Raw genomic sequence first — 17780 nt, forward strand, 5'->3', positions numbered from 1 at the left:
GACGGCCCGCACCGCCCGCCCGCGCCGCCCGCCCGGCCGCGCCGCCCGCCCAGCGGCTAGCGCCCGCCCGGGGCGGCGCCGGACCAGGCATTCCGCAGCAGCAGAGTCAGGTCGTCGGGGGTGACCGCGCGCGGGTTCGACGCGGGAACGGCCGGCAGGATCAGTGCCACGGCCCGGGCGATGTCCGACTCCTGAAACCCGAAGTCCCGCAGGGCAGTCGGTGCGTGCAGGCTGTCCCGCAGGGCGAGCAACCCTTCGACGGCGGTGCGCGAGCCCAGGGCGGCGGCTATCCGCGCCTCGGCCTCGGTGGCGGCGGGCGCGTTGAGGGCGACCACATGCGGCAGCACGATGGCGTGCGTCTGCGCGTGCGGCAGCCCAAAAGTCCCGCCCAGCACGTGACAGATCGTGTGATGCAGGCCCGAACCGGCGCTGGAGAACGCGCTCGCCGACAGATACGCGCCATAGAGGGCATCCTTCCGGGCGGCCAGGGCTCCGTGGATGCCGCCGCCCCCCAGAACCGGATCGCTCCCCGATGTGTCCGAGCCGGCCGCCTCCGCGGTGTGCGGGCCGACCCCGGGAGCCACGGCGATTCGCGGTAGGGCGTGGGCCAGCATCCGGATTCCCTCAGCGGCGAGCAGCGCGCTGACCGGGTTCGCGCCCGGGGCCCAGAGGGCGTCGACGCCGTGGGCGAGGGCGTTCAGCGCGCTGGACACGCTCAGCTCGCGAGGGAGGGACAGCGTGAGGTCGGCGTCGTAGATCACGGTGCCGGGCAGGACCCTCAGATCGAACCCGGTGGTCTTCACCCCGTTTTCGACCAGCCCCCAGACCGCGGTGGCCTCCGAACCGGAATAGGTGGTGGGCACCGCCACGATCGGCAGTCCGCCGGTCCGCTCGCTGCGCAACGCGAGAATCTTGGCCAACCCGATCGCCGACCCGCCGCCGAGGGCAACGATCACGTCGACGCGAGCCGCCTGGGCCGCCCGATGGGCGCGCTCGGCCGACTCCGCCGGAACGTGCTGCACGACCTCATCGAACACCAGCACCGAACGGATGCCGGCGAGCACCGCCGCGGACCGCTCCAGTTCCCGCCGGGTCGCGATCATCATCACGCGCGGGGCGCCGGGGGTGCCGCTGGCGCCCAAGGTGCCCGCCGTAGCGATTACGCTCGCCGTGCTGGTGCCGGTGCCGCCGGCCTGCCCCGTGGCCGGCTGCTCGCCGAGCACCTTGCCGAGCACCTCGCCGAGCAGCTCGCCGGCCCGCCCGGTGCCGAAGAGCACGCGCTGTCGCTGCGTTCGATACTCGAAATCGAGGTCCGGCTCGACGGGCTGCTCCCTCACGGCACGCCTACGCGCGCGTCTGCATGGGGCGGGCCAGCCAAGCTCGGGCGGCGGCGACATCCGTGGCGGCGATGCCGTGACCGCCATCGCGCAGCTCGCGGTCGACCTGGGCGCCGCGCCCGATGAGGGTGGCGACGGCCCGGTCGGCGCTCGCGAGCGGGGCCATCAAGTCGGAGCGTCCGTTGAGCATCAGCACCGTCGTGTCGGCGAGGTCCGTGGCGAGCGCGCGATCGTCGAGCGGGAACATGCCGGAGAACGCGACGACCCGGTCGAGAACGTCGGGGTGCAGCAGGGCCGTGGCCAGGGCGATGTTGGCCCCGTTGGAGAAGCCCACGGCGATAATGCGGCGCCCGTCGAGGTCGTAGTGCTGCCGGGCTTGGGCGATGAAACCCGCCAGTTCGCCGGCCCGCAGCACCACGTCCTCGACATCGAACACGCCCTCGGAGAGGCGGCGGAACCAGCGCAGCATGCCGCCCTCGGTGACGCGACCGCGCGGGGCGAGCACGGTCGCGCCGGGGTCGAGCGCGTCGGCAAGGGTGAGGATCTCCTGCTCATCGCCGCCGGTGCCATGCAGCATCAACAGCACGGGGGCGGAGACATCCGTGGGGTCTGAGCCGGGCGGGCCCGAGTCGCCGGATGCCGTCGGCGAACCCGCCCGGAAAACGTGCACCCAGTCGAGATCGGTCTGTGGGGAGTCGCGTTGCTCGGTCATCGAGGGTCCTACTTCTCCGCGACGAGGGCCGGGTTGTTCTCGCTCGGCAGGGTGATCGGAACGACGGCGCGCTCGATCTGGTCCCGGCTGGGCTCGAGCCACGGCGGCAGCTTGAGCGAGCGGCCCAGTTCCAGCAGTGGCTCGTCGATGTCGAAGCCGGGGGTGTCCGTCGCGATCTCGAACAAGACGCCGCCGGGCTCGCGAAAATAGATCGACGTGAAGTACTGCCGGTCGAGGATCGCCGTCACGCCGTAGCCGCGCGCGACGAGTTCCTGGCGCCACTGCTCCTGCGTGGTCTTGTCCGGCACCCGGAACGCGATGTGGTGCACGCTGCCGCCGGCGGTCAGGCCGACCTGCCCGTTCGGGTCGGCGAGGATGTCCACGATGTTGCCGGGGGCTCCGTCGCCGGCACCCACCCGGATGCGGTCGGTTGTCTCCTCGATCACGTGCATGCCGAGGTCGCGGGTGAGCACCTCGACGGTGCCGGTCGGGTCGGCGACGGTGAGCACCGAGGAATGCTGGCCGCGCACCGCGTACTCGGCGGGCACGGATGCCGAGTCCCACGGATTGCGCGGATCAACCGTCGACGAGGCCACGAGGTCCAGCTGCAGGCCGTCGGGGTCACGCAGGGAGAGGCGTTCCTCGTCTGCGGAGCGGCGCACGAATTCGGATTCGACGCCGAGTTGCCTGAAGTGGCCGGCCCACCAGCCGAGGCTGCCGGCCGGCACCGAGAAAGCGGTGGACGTGGACTGGCCCGAGCCGGGGCGCCCGCTGGAGATGCCCGTCCAGGGGAAGAAGGTGAGCAGCGAACCCGGGCGGCCCGCGTCATCCCCGTAATAGAGGTGGTAGGTGCCGGGGTCGTCGAAGTTGACCGTTTTCTTTACGAGCCGCAGGCCGAGGCCGGTCACGTAGAAGTCGATGTTGCGCTGCGGTGCACCGGCAATCGCGGTGACGTGGTGCAGTCCGGAGGTGTGCGGAGTCACGGGGTCCCTTTCTGGCGGGAAGCTGGTCGGTGTGCTGTTGGCGTCGAGTCTGGCATGCGCTTTCTGAGCTGCGCAGTCCGGCGTGATGCCGACTTCTATGCAAACACATGTTTCTGTGGATTCATTCCCAGGCACGTGCAGCTCCCGCGCGAGGGCGAATGCGCCGCTCGGGCCGCCTCGGGCCGGGCCGACGGGACTACTCTCCCGGGCCGACATCCCAGGAACGCTCCGGCAAGTCCTCGAGCCAGTTCCCGACCGAATCGTCGTTCGCCAGGGAGATGCTGCTCTCAGCGGGACACGCCAGCCCCGGCGGAACCGAGCACGACGCCTCGGAGATCAAATCCCGGCCGTCGACATCCTTCGGCGGTTGTGCACCCGCGTTCCCAAACATCGAACCCCCTCAGTCGGCTTTTCCGGTGCGGTCGCCGGGGTCCGGGGCAACAGTTTGAAGCTACGCTCGCGGAGGATTCGCCGTCAAGCACTTCGAGAAACGGATGCTGCCGCGATTCTGCCGCCGCCCCGTTCCGCCGTCTCCGCGCTGGCGCTGACCCGCGCCCCGGGAACCCGCCCGGAGGCCAACGGAGACCGCAGCCGGGCCAGGGCCTGCAGCTCGATCTGCCGCACCCGGTCGTAGGACACACCGAAGTGCGCTCCGATCTCCCGCCGGGGCTTCGGGATGTCGCCGCCAAGGCCGTACCGCATGCTCAGGACGCTGGCTTCGCGGTCGGGCAGGAGGGAGAGGTGGCAGGCGAGGCGCTCCAGCAGGAGGATGCGGCCGGCGGCGTCGCACGGGTCGAGCGCCGCGACATCCGCAATGGTGTCGCCGAAGGGCACGTTCTCGAGGCCGCTGCCGAGGTCGGCCCAGACCGGGGCGTCGATCGACCGCGGCTGGCCGGTGCGGTTCCGCAGCGTCAGGATCTGTTGCGTGGTGAGCCCGCTGGCCTGGCCGAGTTCCGCGATGGTGCCGTCGCGGCCGAACTGCTGCCGCAGCCGGTGCTGCACCTGGTTGAGGGCGGTGAGCGCCTCAACCTGGTAGGCCGGGAGACGGATGGTTCGGGCCTGGTCGGCCAGCGCGCGTTGAATGCTCTGGCGGATCCACCAGGTGGCATAGGTCGAGAACTTGAAACCGCGGGTGTGGTCGAAACGCGGGGCCGCCCGGATCAGGCCGAGATTGCCTTCCTGGATCAGGTCGAGGAGGTCGAGCCCGCGGCCGGTAAAGTGCCGGGCCACGGACACCACCAGCCGGAGATTCGCGCAGATCAGGTGATTCATGGCCCGCCCGCCGTCGGCCGCGAGCCAGCGGAGCTCCTCTCCGAGGTCGGCGGCCCCCTCTCCGGAAGCACCCGGCCAAAGCCGTGAGAGTCTCTCCGCTGCGAGCAGCCCGACCTCGATGCGCTGGGCGAGCTCGATCTCATCCGTCTTGGTCAGGAGCGGCACACGGCCGATCTCGTGCAGGTAGGCGCCCACGGAATCGGCGGAGAAGCGGTGACGGGAACGGGAGCGGCTCGCGGCGATGGTCATGCCGGTACCGTAGGCGCGGGCCGGGGTCGGGACCTCGGGGCCGACGCAGCGTGTGCAGAATCACCGCACGGGTCCGGCTGTGCAGGAACCCCGTGCGCCGACCGACCTCGAACGGGGAGTTTCGCTCGGGGCCCGGATCGACGATGATGAGCGGGCAGAGCCGCATCGAGTGGAGGGACGCGACTATGAGTGATGCAGAGTCAAACGATTCCGGCGAGAATTTTCTGCCCGGCCGTGACGGCGACAGCGGCGGCGGCAGCGGTGACGACAGCGGCGACAGCGGTGATAGCGGTGGCGACAGCGGTGGTGATAGCGGCGACAGTGGCGGCGTCAGCGAGAGCGAGGTCGACCGCTACGAGGTCTACCACCCGCCGGCGGACCGCTTCCTCACCGCCCAGATGTGGTGGATCGCGAGCGAACTGGTGCGGCGGCATCCGCATCTCCGCATCTCCGGGGTGGAGGTCGACGAGGCCGACCGCCTCCTGATCGTGCATGACGAGCAGGACGGCATGAGCGTGCAGTGGGACCTCGAGGGCGGCTGCAAATTCCTGGTCAACGGGGTGGTGCAGAAAATCAGCTGGATCCAGATGCTGGCCACGCTCAACCCGCACACGATCGTCAAGCGTATCGAGGTGGCGACCGGACTCGGCATCCCGAAGACCACACCGGCCACGTCCGCCCGGGCGCTGACCTACCGGGTGATCGCCAGCGCGCTGGCCACCGCGACCAACGACCGGTACGAGTGGTACGCGGTTCCGGCGCCCATGCTGCACGACGAAGATCCAGAAAACCCCGGATGCGAGTTCTTCCGCGACTTTCCCTCCACCGTTCGGGCGCGGGCGGAGTATGTCGCGATGACCCTCGATGAGTTCGAGGCGGGCGGTCGCAGCGTGTACTTCTACCAGCCGTTCTGGGCGCTGCTGCGCGACCTTGAGCCGATCGCGATCTTCGACTCTGCCGGGGTGGTGCACACGACCTCGGGCGCCACGGCACTGATGCCCCTGTATGAGCGGCTCGACCGCAAGCTCGCGCTCGTGACCGCGCGCGTGCTCGCCGACTACTTCCCCTGAATCGGGCGCGGGCACTCGGGCAGGCGAGCTGGCCTCCGCTGCGGAGAGGGCGAGCGAGCCGGTTAGCGGATGCTGCCGAGCTGGGTCAACTTCGCGTGCAGAGTCGAATCGCTGGGCTCCACCACGTGGGTGCCGTCCGGGAACAGGATCACCGGGATCTGGGTGCGGCCGCTGATCGCGTGGGCACGGTCGGCGCCGTCCCCCACGAGCAGGAGGTCGACGTAGTCGTAGTCGACGTTCAGCGTATCGAGCAGTTTCTTCGAGCGGCGGCAGTCGCCGCACCACTCCGCCCCGAACATGGTCAGGCGCTGGGCGTTGGAAGCAGGGGGAGCGGCGAGGTCGGTCATGAGCTCATCCTAGGTCGGCACCCTGAGTGCCCCGCGGGTCGGCGTGCGTGCGCCTCGTTTTGGGGCAGAGGGCCATCGTCGATGCCCTCGAGAACCGGGTTTTTGAGGCAGGCCGACTGCTAGGTTCAGTCTGAGCACGAACAGTTGGGGGACTGAACATGCATTCAGACCAGGATGCCGCACAAGACTCAGGGGGACAACCGGCCATCGACCTGCCACGACCAGCAGCGCCTCACGCAGTGCAGGCGCCAGAACCAGCGCCAGATCCGGCGCCAGAACCAGCGCCAGAACCAGCGCCAGAATCCTCGATCGACGACCTCCTCGCCGACTGCGAGCGATTGAGCGCGAGCGGGAGCCATCTCGACGGTGTCGGGCAGGCCGAGGCGGTGCTGGCCCGGGCCGGCGCGACGCTGCTGCAGCAGGCGCAGGCCCGTGAACTGCTGGCGCTGCATCGGCTGCGACTGGGCGACTATGAGGCATCCGTTCAGCAGGGACTGTTGGCGCTGGAGTTCCTGGACGGCACCGGCGATCTGCTGCGGCAGTCCAAGGTGCACTGCACCCTGGTGCTGGCCTACAGCGACACGGGGCTCTACGAACCGGCGCTGCGCCACGTGCTCGCGGCAGTGGAGACGGCCCGCGGCAGTGGCAGCGCCCTGGCCGAATTCTGGGCGCTCAGCCGTTCGTCGATGGTGCACGAGGGCATGGGCGAGTCCGAACGGGCGCTCGAACTGGGGCGGCAGGCGCTGGGCCTCACGCGCACGATCGACGACCCCGAGGCGCGGTTCGTGGGTCTCAACAACCTCGGTGACACCTGCCTGATCCAGGCTCAGAGGCAGAGCGCCCAGGGCATGAACGTGGAGATGGGCCTGAAGCAGGCCCTCCTGCTCGTGCGGGAGGCCGTGGCCGTGGCCCACGCCCAACGGCACAACTTCTACGAGAGCATCGCCCGCACCAACCTGGTCAGCATCCTGATCGAACTCGGCGAGCACGAAGAGGCCCGCGAGCAGGCCGGCCGGGCCCGCCGTCTGGCGAAGGCGCACGGGTTCCGCAGTCTCGAGGAGAACAACGACGCGCAGTTGGCCGAGGTGGCCAGGGCCGAGGGTGACCTCGATGGGGCAACCGCGATGATGAACGCCCAGCTGCTGGTCGCCGCCCTCGACGACGATCCGGCTCTGCACATCAAGCTGCAGCAGGCCTTGTTCGAGATGCACAAGGAGTCCGGCCGGTTCGAGCAGGCGCTCGGGCACTTCGAGAAGCTGCACGCCCTGATCCTGAAACGCACGACCGAGACGGCCGGCATCCAGTCCCAGATGCTGATCAACACCCTGGGGATCGAGCAGGCCCGCCACGAGGCGGAGCGGTCGCAGCTCGATGCGGCACGGCTGCGCATCCGTGCCGACGATCTGGACCACCAGGCGAACACCGACCCGCTGACCCGACTGCCCAATCGCCGGGCGCTCGACCGCCAGCTGCCGCCCCTGATGGGCCGCTCCCGTGACACCCGGCAACCGATCTGCGTGGCCATGATCGACATGGACCACTTCAAGCGGGTCAACGACGAGCACGGGCACGCCACCGGCGACGAGGTGCTGAACGCCATGGCCACCCTGTTGCGCGCCGTCACCCGGGACAGTGATATGGCCGTGCGCGTGGGCGGCGAGGAGTTCTTGCTCGTTTTCGCGGACACCACCCTGGAGTGTGCCGAGCAGGCGTGCGAGCGCCTGCTGGCCTCCGTTCGCGGCTACCACTGGGGTGCCCTGGCGCCCGATCTGGCCTGCACTGTGAGCGTCGGCCTGGCCGAACTCTCCCCGGGCGAGACCGTGGCGGACTGGCTCGCGCGCGCCGACGCGGCCCTCTACCAGGCCAAGGATTCCGGCCGGGACCAGATGGTTACCGCCGTGGTGCTGTCGGCGGCGTAGAACCCGAGGAGCCCCCCCCATTCAGAGCGCCGTGCCCGGCCTTGAACCAATTCGACGGAGATTTTGCCGAAAGGGTCGGGTTGAGGCCGAAAACAGGGTTTATGGGCAAAGTCTCCGTCGAATTCGTTAGGGGCGGAGGTGCTGCAGGGCCGTGGGCGGGGAAACGAACGACCCCCCCGGTTCACGGCCGGCACTGACCCTCGAATGCGGCGGCGACGGATGCGGCGTTTCGCCCGTAGGCTCGACGTGGGGGTTTGTGCCTCGGGGGGCCCGGAAAACGGGCCAGCCGGAGCCCGACTTCATTGACTGCACGATCGCACGATTGCACGGGGGAAACGCTTGAAACTGACGTCCGCACAACTGGACCGCGCCGCCGGCGTTCTGCTGGGCATGGCCTGTGGCGACGCCCTCGGCGCCGGCTACGAGTTCGGCCCGCCGCTCGCGAGCGACGCCGTGGTTACGATGAGGGGCGGCGGCGGGTTCGATTGGGCTCCCGGAGAGTGGACCGACGACACCTCCATGGCCGTGCCGATCGTCAACGCGATCGCGGCCGGTCAAGACCTCCGCGACGAGGCCGTGCTCGACGAGATCGTGGCTGCCTGGGTCGAGTGGGCCCGCACGGCACCGGACGTGGGCAACCAGCTGCGCGCGGTGCTCTCCCGAACCGACCCCACGGCATCCGCGGTGCGCGTCGTCGCCCGTGCCCATCACGACCGGCACGGCCGCAGCGGCGGCAACGGTTCGCTCATGCGCACGGCGCCCGTGGCGCTCGCCTACCTCGACGACCCGGTGGCGCTCGCCGGCGTCGCCCGCACGATCAGCACGCTCACCCATTATGAAACGGATGCCGGCGACGCCTGCGTGCTCTGGTGCCTGGCCATTCGGCACGCGGTGCTCGAGGGCACCCTCGACGTTCGGGTGGGCCTCGACGCCCTGCCCGCCGAACGCCGCGCGCTCTGGGAGGCGCGCTTCGTCGTGGCCGAGGCCGGCGTTCCCTCCGACTTCAGCCGGAACGGCTGGGTCGTGGAGGCGCTGCAGGCGGCCTGGTCGGCGATCATTCAGCCACGGAGCGCGCCGGGTGGCGCTTCCGGCGCGGGAACCGTCTCCGCCACCCCCGCCGGGCACCTGCAGGACGCCCTCGAGATCGCCGTGCGCGGCGGCCGCGACACCGACACGGTCGCCGCGATCGCCGGCGGGCTGCTCGGGGCGCGCTATGGCGCATCCGCGGTGCCGGCCGCCTGGCGCCGCATCGTGCACGGCTGGCCGGGCGGATTGCGCGCCGACGAACTGGTGCGCCGCGGTGTGCTGGCCGCCCGCGCGAACGGTGGGCGATCCCGATGGTCGAGCGTGTCGGGGTCCCCGGTGCTGGCCGAGCGCCGAGACCGGGCCAGCACCGACCGGAACGAGCCTGGTGCAGTTAAGCGCCGCGACGTGGCCGTACTCGACCGTCGGTCCCGCAAAGACCGTGCCGCCACCACCTGGCCTACCGCCGATCACCTGCCCTACTCCACCTCCGGCGACATTTCCACCTTCGTGCGGCACCCGCACGACGATGGTGTCTGGCTCGGTGCGATCGGCATCCTGGGTGACCTGCCGGTGGAAATCGACGCCGTCGTGTCGCTCTGCCGGGTCGGCCGTACACAGGTTCCCGGCCGCATCCGTGCGGAGAACAAGGTTGCGGTCTGGCTGATCGACGAGCCAGCAGAGAAGGCCAACCCCAACCTCGACTTCGTGCTCACGGACACCGTCGATGTCATCGCGGCCCTGCGCGCCGAGGGACGCACCGTGCTCGTGCACTGCGTGCAAGCGGTCAGTCGCACGCCCGCGGTTGGTGCGCTCTACGCTGCGAGACACCGGGGGATCCCGATCGAGCAGGCGCTGCGCGAGGTGACGGATGTCCTGCCGCACGCGCATCCGAACACCGCGTTCCTGCAGGCACTCAAGTCCGAGGCGTGAGCGATCGGCCTGCAAAAACAAGCCGGTCTCAGGGCCGATGGCCATCCGGGTCGAGGGGAGACGCGGCATCCGGTTGCAGGCCCAGGTCGATGCTCTCCGCGGTCGCATTCGTGAACGGGACCGCGCCCAGCGCCTCCGAGGAGGTGCGCACCGGCCCGACGGTGCGCTGGCGCAACGGGTCACGACGCAGATCCACATAGAGCGACACGCACAGCCCGATGATGATCAGAACGAACGGGGTCGCCGCCAGGATGGTGAACGTCTGCAGGGCACCCAGCCCGCCCACGAACAGCAGAACCGCAGCGACGGCGCCGGTGAGGATCGCCCAGAGGATCACCAGCGGCTTCCAGGGCTCCTTACGACCGCGACTCGACAGCGTCCCGAGCACGAGAGCGCCCGCATCCGCCCCGCTGACGAAGAACACGGCGGTGAGCACCATCACTACGAGAGCCGAGCCGATGAAGAACGGATACTGCTGCAACGCCGCGAAGAAGCCGGCCGCCGCACTGCCGGTGCCGGCGATGTCGACACCGTTCAGCTGCAGGTTCAATCCCATGCCGCCGAAGACGACGAACCACAGGATGCTGACCCCCGTCGGCACCAGAAGCACGCCGAGAATGAACTCACGTATGGTGCGGCCGCGGGAGATCCGGGCGATGAAGGTGCCCACGAACGGGGTCCAGGAGATCCACCACGCCCAGTAGAAGATCGTCCAGCTCGCCAGCCACTCCTCGCCGCCGAACACCGCCGAGTGGAAGCTCATCGGTACGAGATCGGCCAGATAGACGCCGATCGACGACGGCAACAGATTCAGGATGAAGACGGTCGGGCCGACCACAAAGACGAACACGACGAGTAGGGCCGACAGCACCATGTTGGTGTTACTCAACCACTTGATGCCTTTCGCCACCCCGCTCGCCGCGGAGAACACGACCCCCACGGTCAGCACGCAGATAATGATGATCGGCACGACCGTTCCGGGTTCCTCCTCGAATTGCCCGGAACGAAGCAGTGAGACACCGGCCGCGATCTGCAGTGCGCCCAGCCCGAGCGACGTCGCCGAACCGAATTGGGTGCAGATGATCGCCAGGATGTCGATCGGCTTGCCCCAGCCCTTGCCCTCGATCCGTTCCTTGCCGAACAGGGCCTGGAATGGAGCGCTCATCAGGTTGCCGCGGCCCATCCGGTAGGTGGAGTAGGCCAGGGCCAAGCCGACCACCGAATAGATCGCCCACGGATGCAGACCCCAGTGGAAGAAGGTGTACGCCATGGCCGCGTTGGCAGCCTCCGGGCTGTTCGCCGGTGCGTCGACGAACGGCGGCGGCGTCGCCAGGTGGGTGACCGGCTCGTACACGCCGAAGAACATCAGCCCGATCCCCATGCCTGCACTGAACATCATGGAAACCCAGGAGACTGTCGAGAACTCGGTGCTCTGCCCGTCGCGGGAGAGCGGAATGCTGCCGTACCTCCCGAAGGCCAGCACCAACGAGAAGATGACGAAGCCCGACGCCCCGAGAATGAACAACCAGCCGAGGTTGCCGGTTACCCAGCCGAGAACGGATGCCGAGACGTCGCCCACGGTCTCGGTGAACATCACCCCGACCAGACAGATCACCACGATGATGCCGGCGGAAACGCCGAAAACCGTTTTGTCGATGGTGCCCAGGCCCTCTCGGTGCGGTTCACTGACCGCGTGCCCGAGTTCCGACTCGATGCCATCTGCTGAATCCTTGGACATATCGCTCCTCGGTGATCGAACACCCGTCGATCGGACAGTTCCCGTCACGTCACTGCCGCGGGAGGTGCGAGAAGAAAACTGCTTGCGGCTCGCCTAAACGCTACGCGGATGGCGCGGCGATTACTATAGTGTCCGCTATGGCTGACCTCGGAGAATTCGCACCGGCCCAACCGGCCCTCTACACCGGCAAGGGCGATTCCGGCCGCACCACCTTCGGCCGGCACGGCGACGTGGCCAAGACCGACGTGCGTGTCGCCGCCTACGAAGCCTGCGACGAGGCCAACGCGGCCGTCAGCTTGGCCATGGCTGCCGGTGGCCTGCCCATCGAGGTGACCAGTACGCTCGCCAGCGTGCAGAACGACCTGTTCGATTTGGTGGCCGACCTGTCCGTGCCCCTCGACGACCCCGAGTCGGCGCCGGCACGCATCCGCGAGTCGCACCTTGTCCGGCTCGAGCGTGCCGTCGATCACTTTGCGCAGCAGGCCGCCGACCTGAGCGGCTTCGTGCTCCCCGGCGGAACGGTCGCAGCCGCACTGCTCTACCAGGCGCGTGGCGTCGTGCGCCGTGCCGAGCGAGCGGTGTGGGTTGCCATCGACCTGCACCCGACCTCCGTCGACCCGCTCACCGCGCGGTACCTGAACCGGCTGTCGTCCCTGATGTTCGTGCTGGCCCGGGGAGCCAACGCCGAGCACGGCGACGTGATGTGGGTGCCCGAGGCTTCGGCTCGGGCCATGGCGCAGGAAGAGGTCGGCGACGACCGTCCGGAAACGGGTGCCGGCGGCGCCTGACGGTGCTGCTCTCCGAGCTCGCGACGCGGCCTCCCGCGTAACCTCCGACCTGGCCGCAGGCAAGCCGCAAGCGGCAGCACGATGAGCACGAGTACCAGCACCAGCACCAGTACCAGCACCAGCACCAGCACCAGCACCAGTACCAGTACCAGCACCAGCACCATGAATCCCCCGGCGGATGCGTCCGCGGTCGACGGTCAGCGGTGGACGCTCAGCGGGTGACGGTCAGGAAGACATCGCCGGACTCGAGTTGGGCGCCGGCCGTGACGGCATCCGCCAGCGTGATGTTCTCCGCCTTCTGTTCGAGGATGATCACGGGCACGATCGGGTTGCGCCCGGTGGCCTCGATGGCCGACACGTCCCAGGTGACGATGATGTCGCCGGCAGAGACGTGGTCGCCCTGCTGTGCGCGCAGGGTGAAGCCCTCGCCGTGCAGTTCGACGGTGTCGATACCCAAATGCACAAGCACACCCAGACCGTCGGGGGAGACGATCACGTAGGCGTGCGGGAATACCTTGAGCAGCGTGCCGCTGATCGGGGCGATGGCGTCGACCACGCCGCGGGGCGGGTCGATCGCGGCGCCCGGGCCCACGATGGCCTGGGCGAAGGTGGGGTCGGGCACCTCGGCGAGCGCCACAGCGCGGCCGGGCACAGGGGAAAGGACGATGACGGGGGCGACCACGGAGGCGCTCACGGGTGCGGCCGGGCTCATAGCAGGTCCTCGATGTCCTCGGCCAGGTTGTCGGCTTCGGGGCCCACGACGACTTGCACAATGGTGCCGGAACGGAAGACACCGTGCGCTCCGGCGGCCTTGAGCGCCGCCTCGTTCACGGCCGCGGGGTCGGTCACCTCGGTGCGCAGGCGAGTGATGCACGCCTCGATTTCGACGATGTTGGTTTTTCCGCCGAGGGCGGCCAGGATCTGCGCGGCTTTGCTAGTCATCTTCTGTTCCTTCTGTGGTGGGCACTGCGACGGGCTCATCGACTTTGATTCGATCGAAGGCCAGGGCCGCACTCGGTGTTGACAAGTGGGGTGCCCTGCCTTCATGATCTAACTATTGGATCGTACCAGTACGGACCACTCAGCGGAAGTGGTACTACACCACTCGGGCTCGACGCCGACCGAACCGATCAACAAGTGAAAGGCAACGCCATGCGCCAGACCCAGGAGGAGAGTTCAATGCTCGCAGCCGGGCCGGTGTCCAAGCAAACGCAGCTGCGCTCGATCCTGCAGGATCTGGTCGAGGAGACCCTGGCTCCACACGCCGCGATTCCGCCCGAGCGCAAGCTGATGGCGAAATACGGCGTCAGCCGGTCGACCGTGCGGGAGGCCATCCGTCAGCTGGTCGAGGAGGGTCTGCTCTACCGCATCCAGGGCAAAGGCACCTTCGTGGCGGGCGAGCGCGTGCAGAGCGATCTGCACCTGGCCTCCTTCACCGAGGACATGCGCCGCCGCGGCCTTGTTCCGGCAACACTCCTGCTGGCCACCGCGCTGATCGAGGCACCGCTCGATGTGCGGGCGGCACTCGGTCTGGGCGCGGGCGCCCGGGTGCAGGTCGTCGAACGGCTCCGGCTGGCCGGCGGCACCCCGATGGCCCTCGAACGCGGCTACTATCCGGCGGAGCTGCTGCCGAATCTTGGCGAGCAAGACCTCACCCGCTCCCTGTACGCGACGTTCGCGACCGAATACGGCCTGCGCATCGACAACGCCGAGCAGGCGGTCTGGGCGGATGCTGCCGGTCCCCAACTCGCGGAGACGCTGGGCGTCACCGCGGGGGCGCCGCTCATCGTCTTCCGGCGCACCTCGTCGGCGGGGTCAGCCGCCATCGAGTACGTCACGTCCTGGTACCGCGGTGATCGCTACCAGATTCACATGACCCTGAATCTCCGGCACCAGCTCTGATCTCCGGCCCGGCATGAGACCGGGCCCCACACACCACACCCATCACAGGAGGAATTCATGTCCAGCATCACCGAAGACGCCGGGACGCGACGAAAAATACCGGGCCTGGGCCAGGCTCAGCGAGTCGGCCGCAGCCTTATGTTGCCCATCGCGGCGTTGCCTGCCGCCGGGCTGCTTCTCCGCATCGGTCAGCCTGACCTGCTCGGCGCCATTCCGGGCTTCGAAACGGGCGGAGCCGTCATCGCCTCGGCGGGCGGGGCACTGTTCGGGGCCCTCCCGTTGCTCTTCGCGGTCGGCGTCGCGATCGGCTTCGCGAAGAAGTCCGACGGCTCGACCGCCCTCGCGGCCGTGGTCGGCTATCTCGTCTTCTCCAAGGTCGGTGAGGCGATGTCGCCTCTCGTACTGGGACTGCCGGCCAAGGGTGACCCCCAGGTTCTCGTCGATTACAGCGTGCTCGGCGGCATCCTGATGGGTATCGTCTCTGCGGTGCTCTGGCAGAAATATCACCGCATCTCCTTGCCCAGCTACCTCGCCTTTTTCGGTGGTCGACGCTTCGTCCCGATCATCACCGCCGTGGTGGCGCTCGCACTCGGTGTTCTGCTCAGCTTCGTCTACCCGGCCTTCGCCGGCGGATTGACTGCCTTCGGCGATGTCGTCACCTCCAACGACATCTGGGGCGGCTTCCTGTACGGCACCACCAACCGGCTGCTCATCCCCGTGGGGCTGCACCACATCCTCAACTCCGTGGTGTGGTTTGTGATCGGCGACTACAACGGCGCCAGCGGCGATATCGCGCGGTTCTTCGCCGGCGACCCCACCGCCGGAACCTTCATGACCGGGTTCTTCCCGATCATGATGTTCGCCCTGCCCGCTGGAGCCCTGGCCATCTGGCATGAGGCGAAGCCGACCCAAAAGAAAATCGTCGGTGGCATCATGCTCTCCGGTGCCCTCACCGCCATGCTCACCGGCGTCACCGAGCCCCTGGAGTTCTCGTTCATGTTCGTGGCGTTCCCCCTCTTCGTCATCCACGCCTTCCTCACTGGAACGTCGATGGCCCTGGTGAACGCACTGGGTATCCGCGACGGTTTCAGCTTCAGCGCGGGTCTGTTCGATTACGTGCTCAACTTCGGCCTCGCCGAGAAGCCGCTTCTGCTCATCCCGATCGGATTGGCGTATGGCGCGATCTACTACTTTTTGTTCCGCTTCGTGATCCGCAAGTGGAATCTGAAGACCCCCGGCCGCGGCGACGACGAGGTGCCCGACGCCAGTGCGCCGGACTCCGCCTCCTCGACGTCGGTCTAGTCCACACAATCCAGAATCTGGAGTACGAAAAATGGCTGAAGTAGTTTTTGTTGACAGTAAGGCCGCGGCGGGAACGCTCGCGGCGGCATCCATTCGCGCACTGATCACCCAGAAGCCCGACGCGGTGCTGGGCCTGGCCACCGGCTCGACCCCGCTCTCGGTCTATGCGGCGCTCGCCGCCTCCCTGGCGGAGAACCCGATGGACGTCTCCCGGGTGCGCGGCTTCGCACTGGACGAATACGTCGGCCTGCCCGCCGACCACCCGGAAAGCTACCGCTCCGTGATCACCCGCGACGCCGTCGTGCCGATCGGCCTCACCCCCGAGAACATCCAGGTGCCGAACGGCGATCTGGCCACGATCGAGACCGCGGGCGTCGACTACGAGGCAGCCATTCGCGCCGCCGGCGGCATCGACGTGCAGATTCTCGGCATCGGCCGCACCGGGCACGTCGGGTTCAACGAGCCGGGGTCGTCGTTCGCGTCGATCACGCGAATCAAGACCCTCGCCGAGAAGACCCGCGTCGACAACGCGCGGTTCTTCGCATCCCCCGACGACGTGCCGATCCATTGCATGACGCAGGGTCTGGGCACCATTCTGCGGGCCCGGCACCTCATTCTGCTGGCCTTCGGCGAGGAGAAAGCGGATGCCATCGCCGCCGCCGTCGAGGGACCGATCACGTCGAGCAAGCCGGGATCCGTCATCCAGCTGCACCCGCATGTGACGGTCATCGTCGACGAGGCCGCCGCCTCCCGGCTCGAGAACCTCGCCTACTACAAGTACGCCTGGGCCAACAAGCACGCCTGGCAGGGGATCTGACGCAGCACTCCCTGACTTGACCCTGACCCCCGTTCCCTGCAACTCGCTGACTCCTGGAGACACCCTCATGACCCCGCCCGCACCCATCCAGGTCGACTCGATGCTCCTCGCTGCCCGGGCCGTGATCGCACCCGATGCGGTGCACACGCCGGGGTGGGTAGACATCCGTGCGGGGCTGATTGTGGCCTGCGGCGCGGGGGAGCCGCCCCGCCCTCCCGACCAGGTCTTCGAGCAGAGCACCCTGGCGCCCGGCTACGTCGACATCCACACGCACGGCGGCGGCGGCAGCAGCTTCAACGACGCCGACACCGACGCAGCCGTGGCGCGGATCACCGCGACCCACCGGGCCCACGGCACGACCACGATGATGGCCAGTCTCGTCACCGGTCCCCTCGACGAATTCGAGCGCACTGTGGCAGCCCTGTCCGGGCTGGTCGAACGGGGAGTGCTGGCCGGCATTCACCTGGAGGGCCCGTGGCTGAGTCCGGCTCACCGCGGGGCCCACGACGAGAGCTTGTTGCGCGAGCCTGATACTGAGACCGTCGACCGGTTGATGCGGGCGGGACGAGGCACCGTGCGCATGGTCACCATCGCGCCTGAACTTGAGGGCGGGCTAGCGGCCGTGACGCAGATCGCGGGCCACGGGGCCGTGGCCGCGATCGGGCACACCGACGCGAACTACGACCTGACGCGGCAGGCGATCGCGGCGGGGGCCACGGCCGGCACGCACGTATTCAACGCGATGCGGCAGATCCACCAGCGTGAGCCCGGCCCGGCTCTCGCCCTGCTTGAAGACCCGAACGTCTTCGCCGAGCTCATCGCCGACGGCGTGCACCTGCACCCGGCCGTCGTACGGTTCATCATCGAAAGCCCGTCGCGGCCCGTCTTCGTCACGGATGCCATGGCCGCCGCCGGCGCGGACGACGGCGCCTACAAGCTCGGAGGCCTGGACGTGAGCGTCGCTGACGGCGTGGCGCGCCTGGCCGACGGCACGATCGCCGGCAGCGTGCTCACCCTGAGCGAAGCCGTGCGCTACGCCGTGCACACCGCCGGAGTGCCGCTGGCCGTCGCGGTGCGGGCGGCCACCCAGAACCCGGCCGACATGATCGGCCTCCCCGACCGCGGTCGGCTCGCCGCCGGCCTCCGCGCCGACCTGATCGTGCTCGACGCGGGCCTATGCGTCACGGCGACGATGCAGGCCGGGGTGTGGTGCGCGGAGTAGCACCCGCTCCCCTCCAAAGCCGCGCCCGCTCCCGCCCGCCCTCCCCCGTCCGGGTCCCACCCTCTCCCGTCCTCGTCCGGGTCCCGTTCGCTCCCGTTCGCTCCCGTTCGCTCCCGTTCGCTCCCGTTCGCTCCCGTTCGCTCCCGTTCGCTCCCGTTCGCTCCCG

At 68.8% G+C, this 17780-nt stretch carries 17 protein-coding genes; 9 read left to right on the top strand and 8 right to left on the bottom strand.

The annotated features are described in order from the left end of the window. Positions 1-56: 56 nt before the first annotated feature. The 4 genes from CXY79_RS01860 to CXY79_RS01880 all read right to left on the bottom strand — a co-directional run bounded on the left by CXY79_RS01860 (position 57) and on the right by CXY79_RS01880 (position 4553). Entirely contained in the window at positions 57-1337 is a 1281-nt protein-coding gene (locus CXY79_RS01860) for a maleylacetate reductase (protein ID WP_233191142.1), read from the bottom strand. Positions 1338-1344: 7 nt separating this feature from the next. Beyond that, positions 1345-2049: an alpha/beta hydrolase gene (locus CXY79_RS01865; RefSeq protein WP_104099467.1), complete on the bottom strand. Its 705-nt coding sequence runs from the start codon at positions 2047-2049 to the stop codon at positions 1345-1347. An 8-nt stretch (positions 2050-2057) separates the two neighbouring features. Next, the gene (locus CXY79_RS01870) at positions 2058-3032 is read right to left on the bottom strand and encodes a ring-cleaving dioxygenase (protein ID WP_104099468.1); all 975 of its coding nucleotides are present in this window, start codon (positions 3030-3032) and stop codon (positions 2058-2060) included. 474 nt (positions 3033-3506) lie between these two features. Next, the gene (locus tag CXY79_RS01880; RefSeq protein WP_104099470.1) at positions 3507-4553 is read right to left on the bottom strand and encodes an RNA polymerase sigma factor RpoD/SigA; all 1047 of its coding nucleotides are present in this window, start codon (positions 4551-4553) and stop codon (positions 3507-3509) included. A 185-nt stretch (positions 4554-4738) separates the two neighbouring features. On the opposite strand from CXY79_RS01880, the gene CXY79_RS16115 reads away from it, so the two are divergent. Continuing rightward, positions 4739-5623 (top strand): hypothetical protein, encoded by an 885-nt coding sequence (locus CXY79_RS16115; RefSeq protein WP_104099471.1) that lies wholly within the window; start codon positions 4739-4741, stop codon positions 5621-5623. Between the two features lie 62 nt (positions 5624-5685). Here the strand turns inward: CXY79_RS16115 and CXY79_RS01890 are convergent, their stop codons facing one another. Beyond that, the gene (locus tag CXY79_RS01890) at positions 5686-5970 is read right to left on the bottom strand and encodes a glutaredoxin family protein (protein ID WP_104099472.1); all 285 of its coding nucleotides are present in this window, start codon (positions 5968-5970) and stop codon (positions 5686-5688) included. Positions 5971-6308: 338 nt separating this feature from the next. On the opposite strand from CXY79_RS01890, the gene CXY79_RS01900 reads away from it, so the two are divergent. Further along, entirely contained in the window at positions 6309-7889 is a 1581-nt protein-coding gene (locus CXY79_RS01900) for a GGDEF domain-containing protein (RefSeq protein ID WP_134342783.1), read from the top strand. Positions 7890-8228: 339 nt separating this feature from the next. Then, positions 8229-9845, top strand: a complete 1617-nt coding sequence (locus CXY79_RS16305; protein ID WP_233191143.1) for an ADP-ribosylglycohydrolase family protein — start codon at positions 8229-8231, stop codon at positions 9843-9845. Between the two features lie 28 nt (positions 9846-9873). Here the strand turns inward: CXY79_RS16305 and CXY79_RS01910 are convergent, their stop codons facing one another. After that, entirely contained in the window at positions 9874-11583 is a 1710-nt protein-coding gene (locus tag CXY79_RS01910; RefSeq protein ID WP_104099475.1) for a BCCT family transporter, read from the bottom strand. A 137-nt stretch (positions 11584-11720) separates the two neighbouring features. Here CXY79_RS01910 and CXY79_RS01915 point away from each other — a divergent pair, with 137 nt between their 5' ends. Beyond that, positions 11721-12371: a cob(I)yrinic acid a,c-diamide adenosyltransferase gene (locus tag CXY79_RS01915; RefSeq protein WP_104099476.1), complete on the top strand. Its 651-nt coding sequence runs from the start codon at positions 11721-11723 to the stop codon at positions 12369-12371. 81 nt (positions 12372-12452) lie between these two features. Further along, entirely contained in the window at positions 12453-12593 is a 141-nt protein-coding gene (locus tag CXY79_RS15840; RefSeq protein WP_158250198.1) for a hypothetical protein, read from the top strand. Here the strand turns inward: CXY79_RS15840 and CXY79_RS01920 are convergent. Further along, a complete protein-coding gene (locus tag CXY79_RS01920) occupies positions 12583-13083 on the bottom strand; it encodes a PTS glucose transporter subunit IIA (protein ID WP_104099477.1) in 501 nt (166 codons plus the stop codon). The two genes, CXY79_RS15840 and CXY79_RS01920, sit on opposite strands and share 11 nt — an antisense overlap. Further along, entirely contained in the window at positions 13080-13352 is a 273-nt protein-coding gene (locus CXY79_RS01925) for a glucose PTS transporter subunit EIIB (RefSeq protein ID WP_255408595.1), read from the bottom strand. The genes CXY79_RS01920 and CXY79_RS01925 overlap by 4 nt, the downstream gene beginning before the upstream one ends. Positions 13353-13523: 171 nt before the next feature. On the opposite strand from CXY79_RS01925, the gene CXY79_RS16790 reads away from it, so the two are divergent. From CXY79_RS16790 to nagA, 4 genes are all read left to right on the top strand, one after another. Next, positions 13524-14273 carry a GntR family transcriptional regulator gene (locus tag CXY79_RS16790; protein ID WP_304466185.1) on the top strand — a complete coding sequence of 250 codons (750 nt, stop codon included), beginning with the start codon at positions 13524-13526 and terminating at the stop codon, positions 14271-14273. Between the two features lie 57 nt (positions 14274-14330). Further along, entirely contained in the window at positions 14331-15575 is a 1245-nt protein-coding gene (locus CXY79_RS01935) for a PTS transporter subunit EIIC (protein WP_104099479.1), read from the top strand. A 31-nt stretch (positions 15576-15606) separates the two neighbouring features. Beyond that, positions 15607-16392 (top strand): glucosamine-6-phosphate deaminase, encoded by a 786-nt coding sequence (nagB, locus tag CXY79_RS01940; protein ID WP_104099480.1) that lies wholly within the window; start codon positions 15607-15609, stop codon positions 16390-16392. Between the two features lie 67 nt (positions 16393-16459). Then, entirely contained in the window at positions 16460-17614 is a 1155-nt protein-coding gene (nagA, locus tag CXY79_RS01945) for an N-acetylglucosamine-6-phosphate deacetylase (protein WP_233191144.1), read from the top strand. The last annotated feature ends 166 nt before the right edge of the window (positions 17615-17780 follow it).

It is taken from the genome of Cryobacterium sp. M96 (assembly GCF_002929845.1).
GTDB classification, from domain to species: Bacteria; Actinomycetota; Actinomycetes; order Actinomycetales; family Microbacteriaceae; genus Cryobacterium; species Cryobacterium sandaracinum.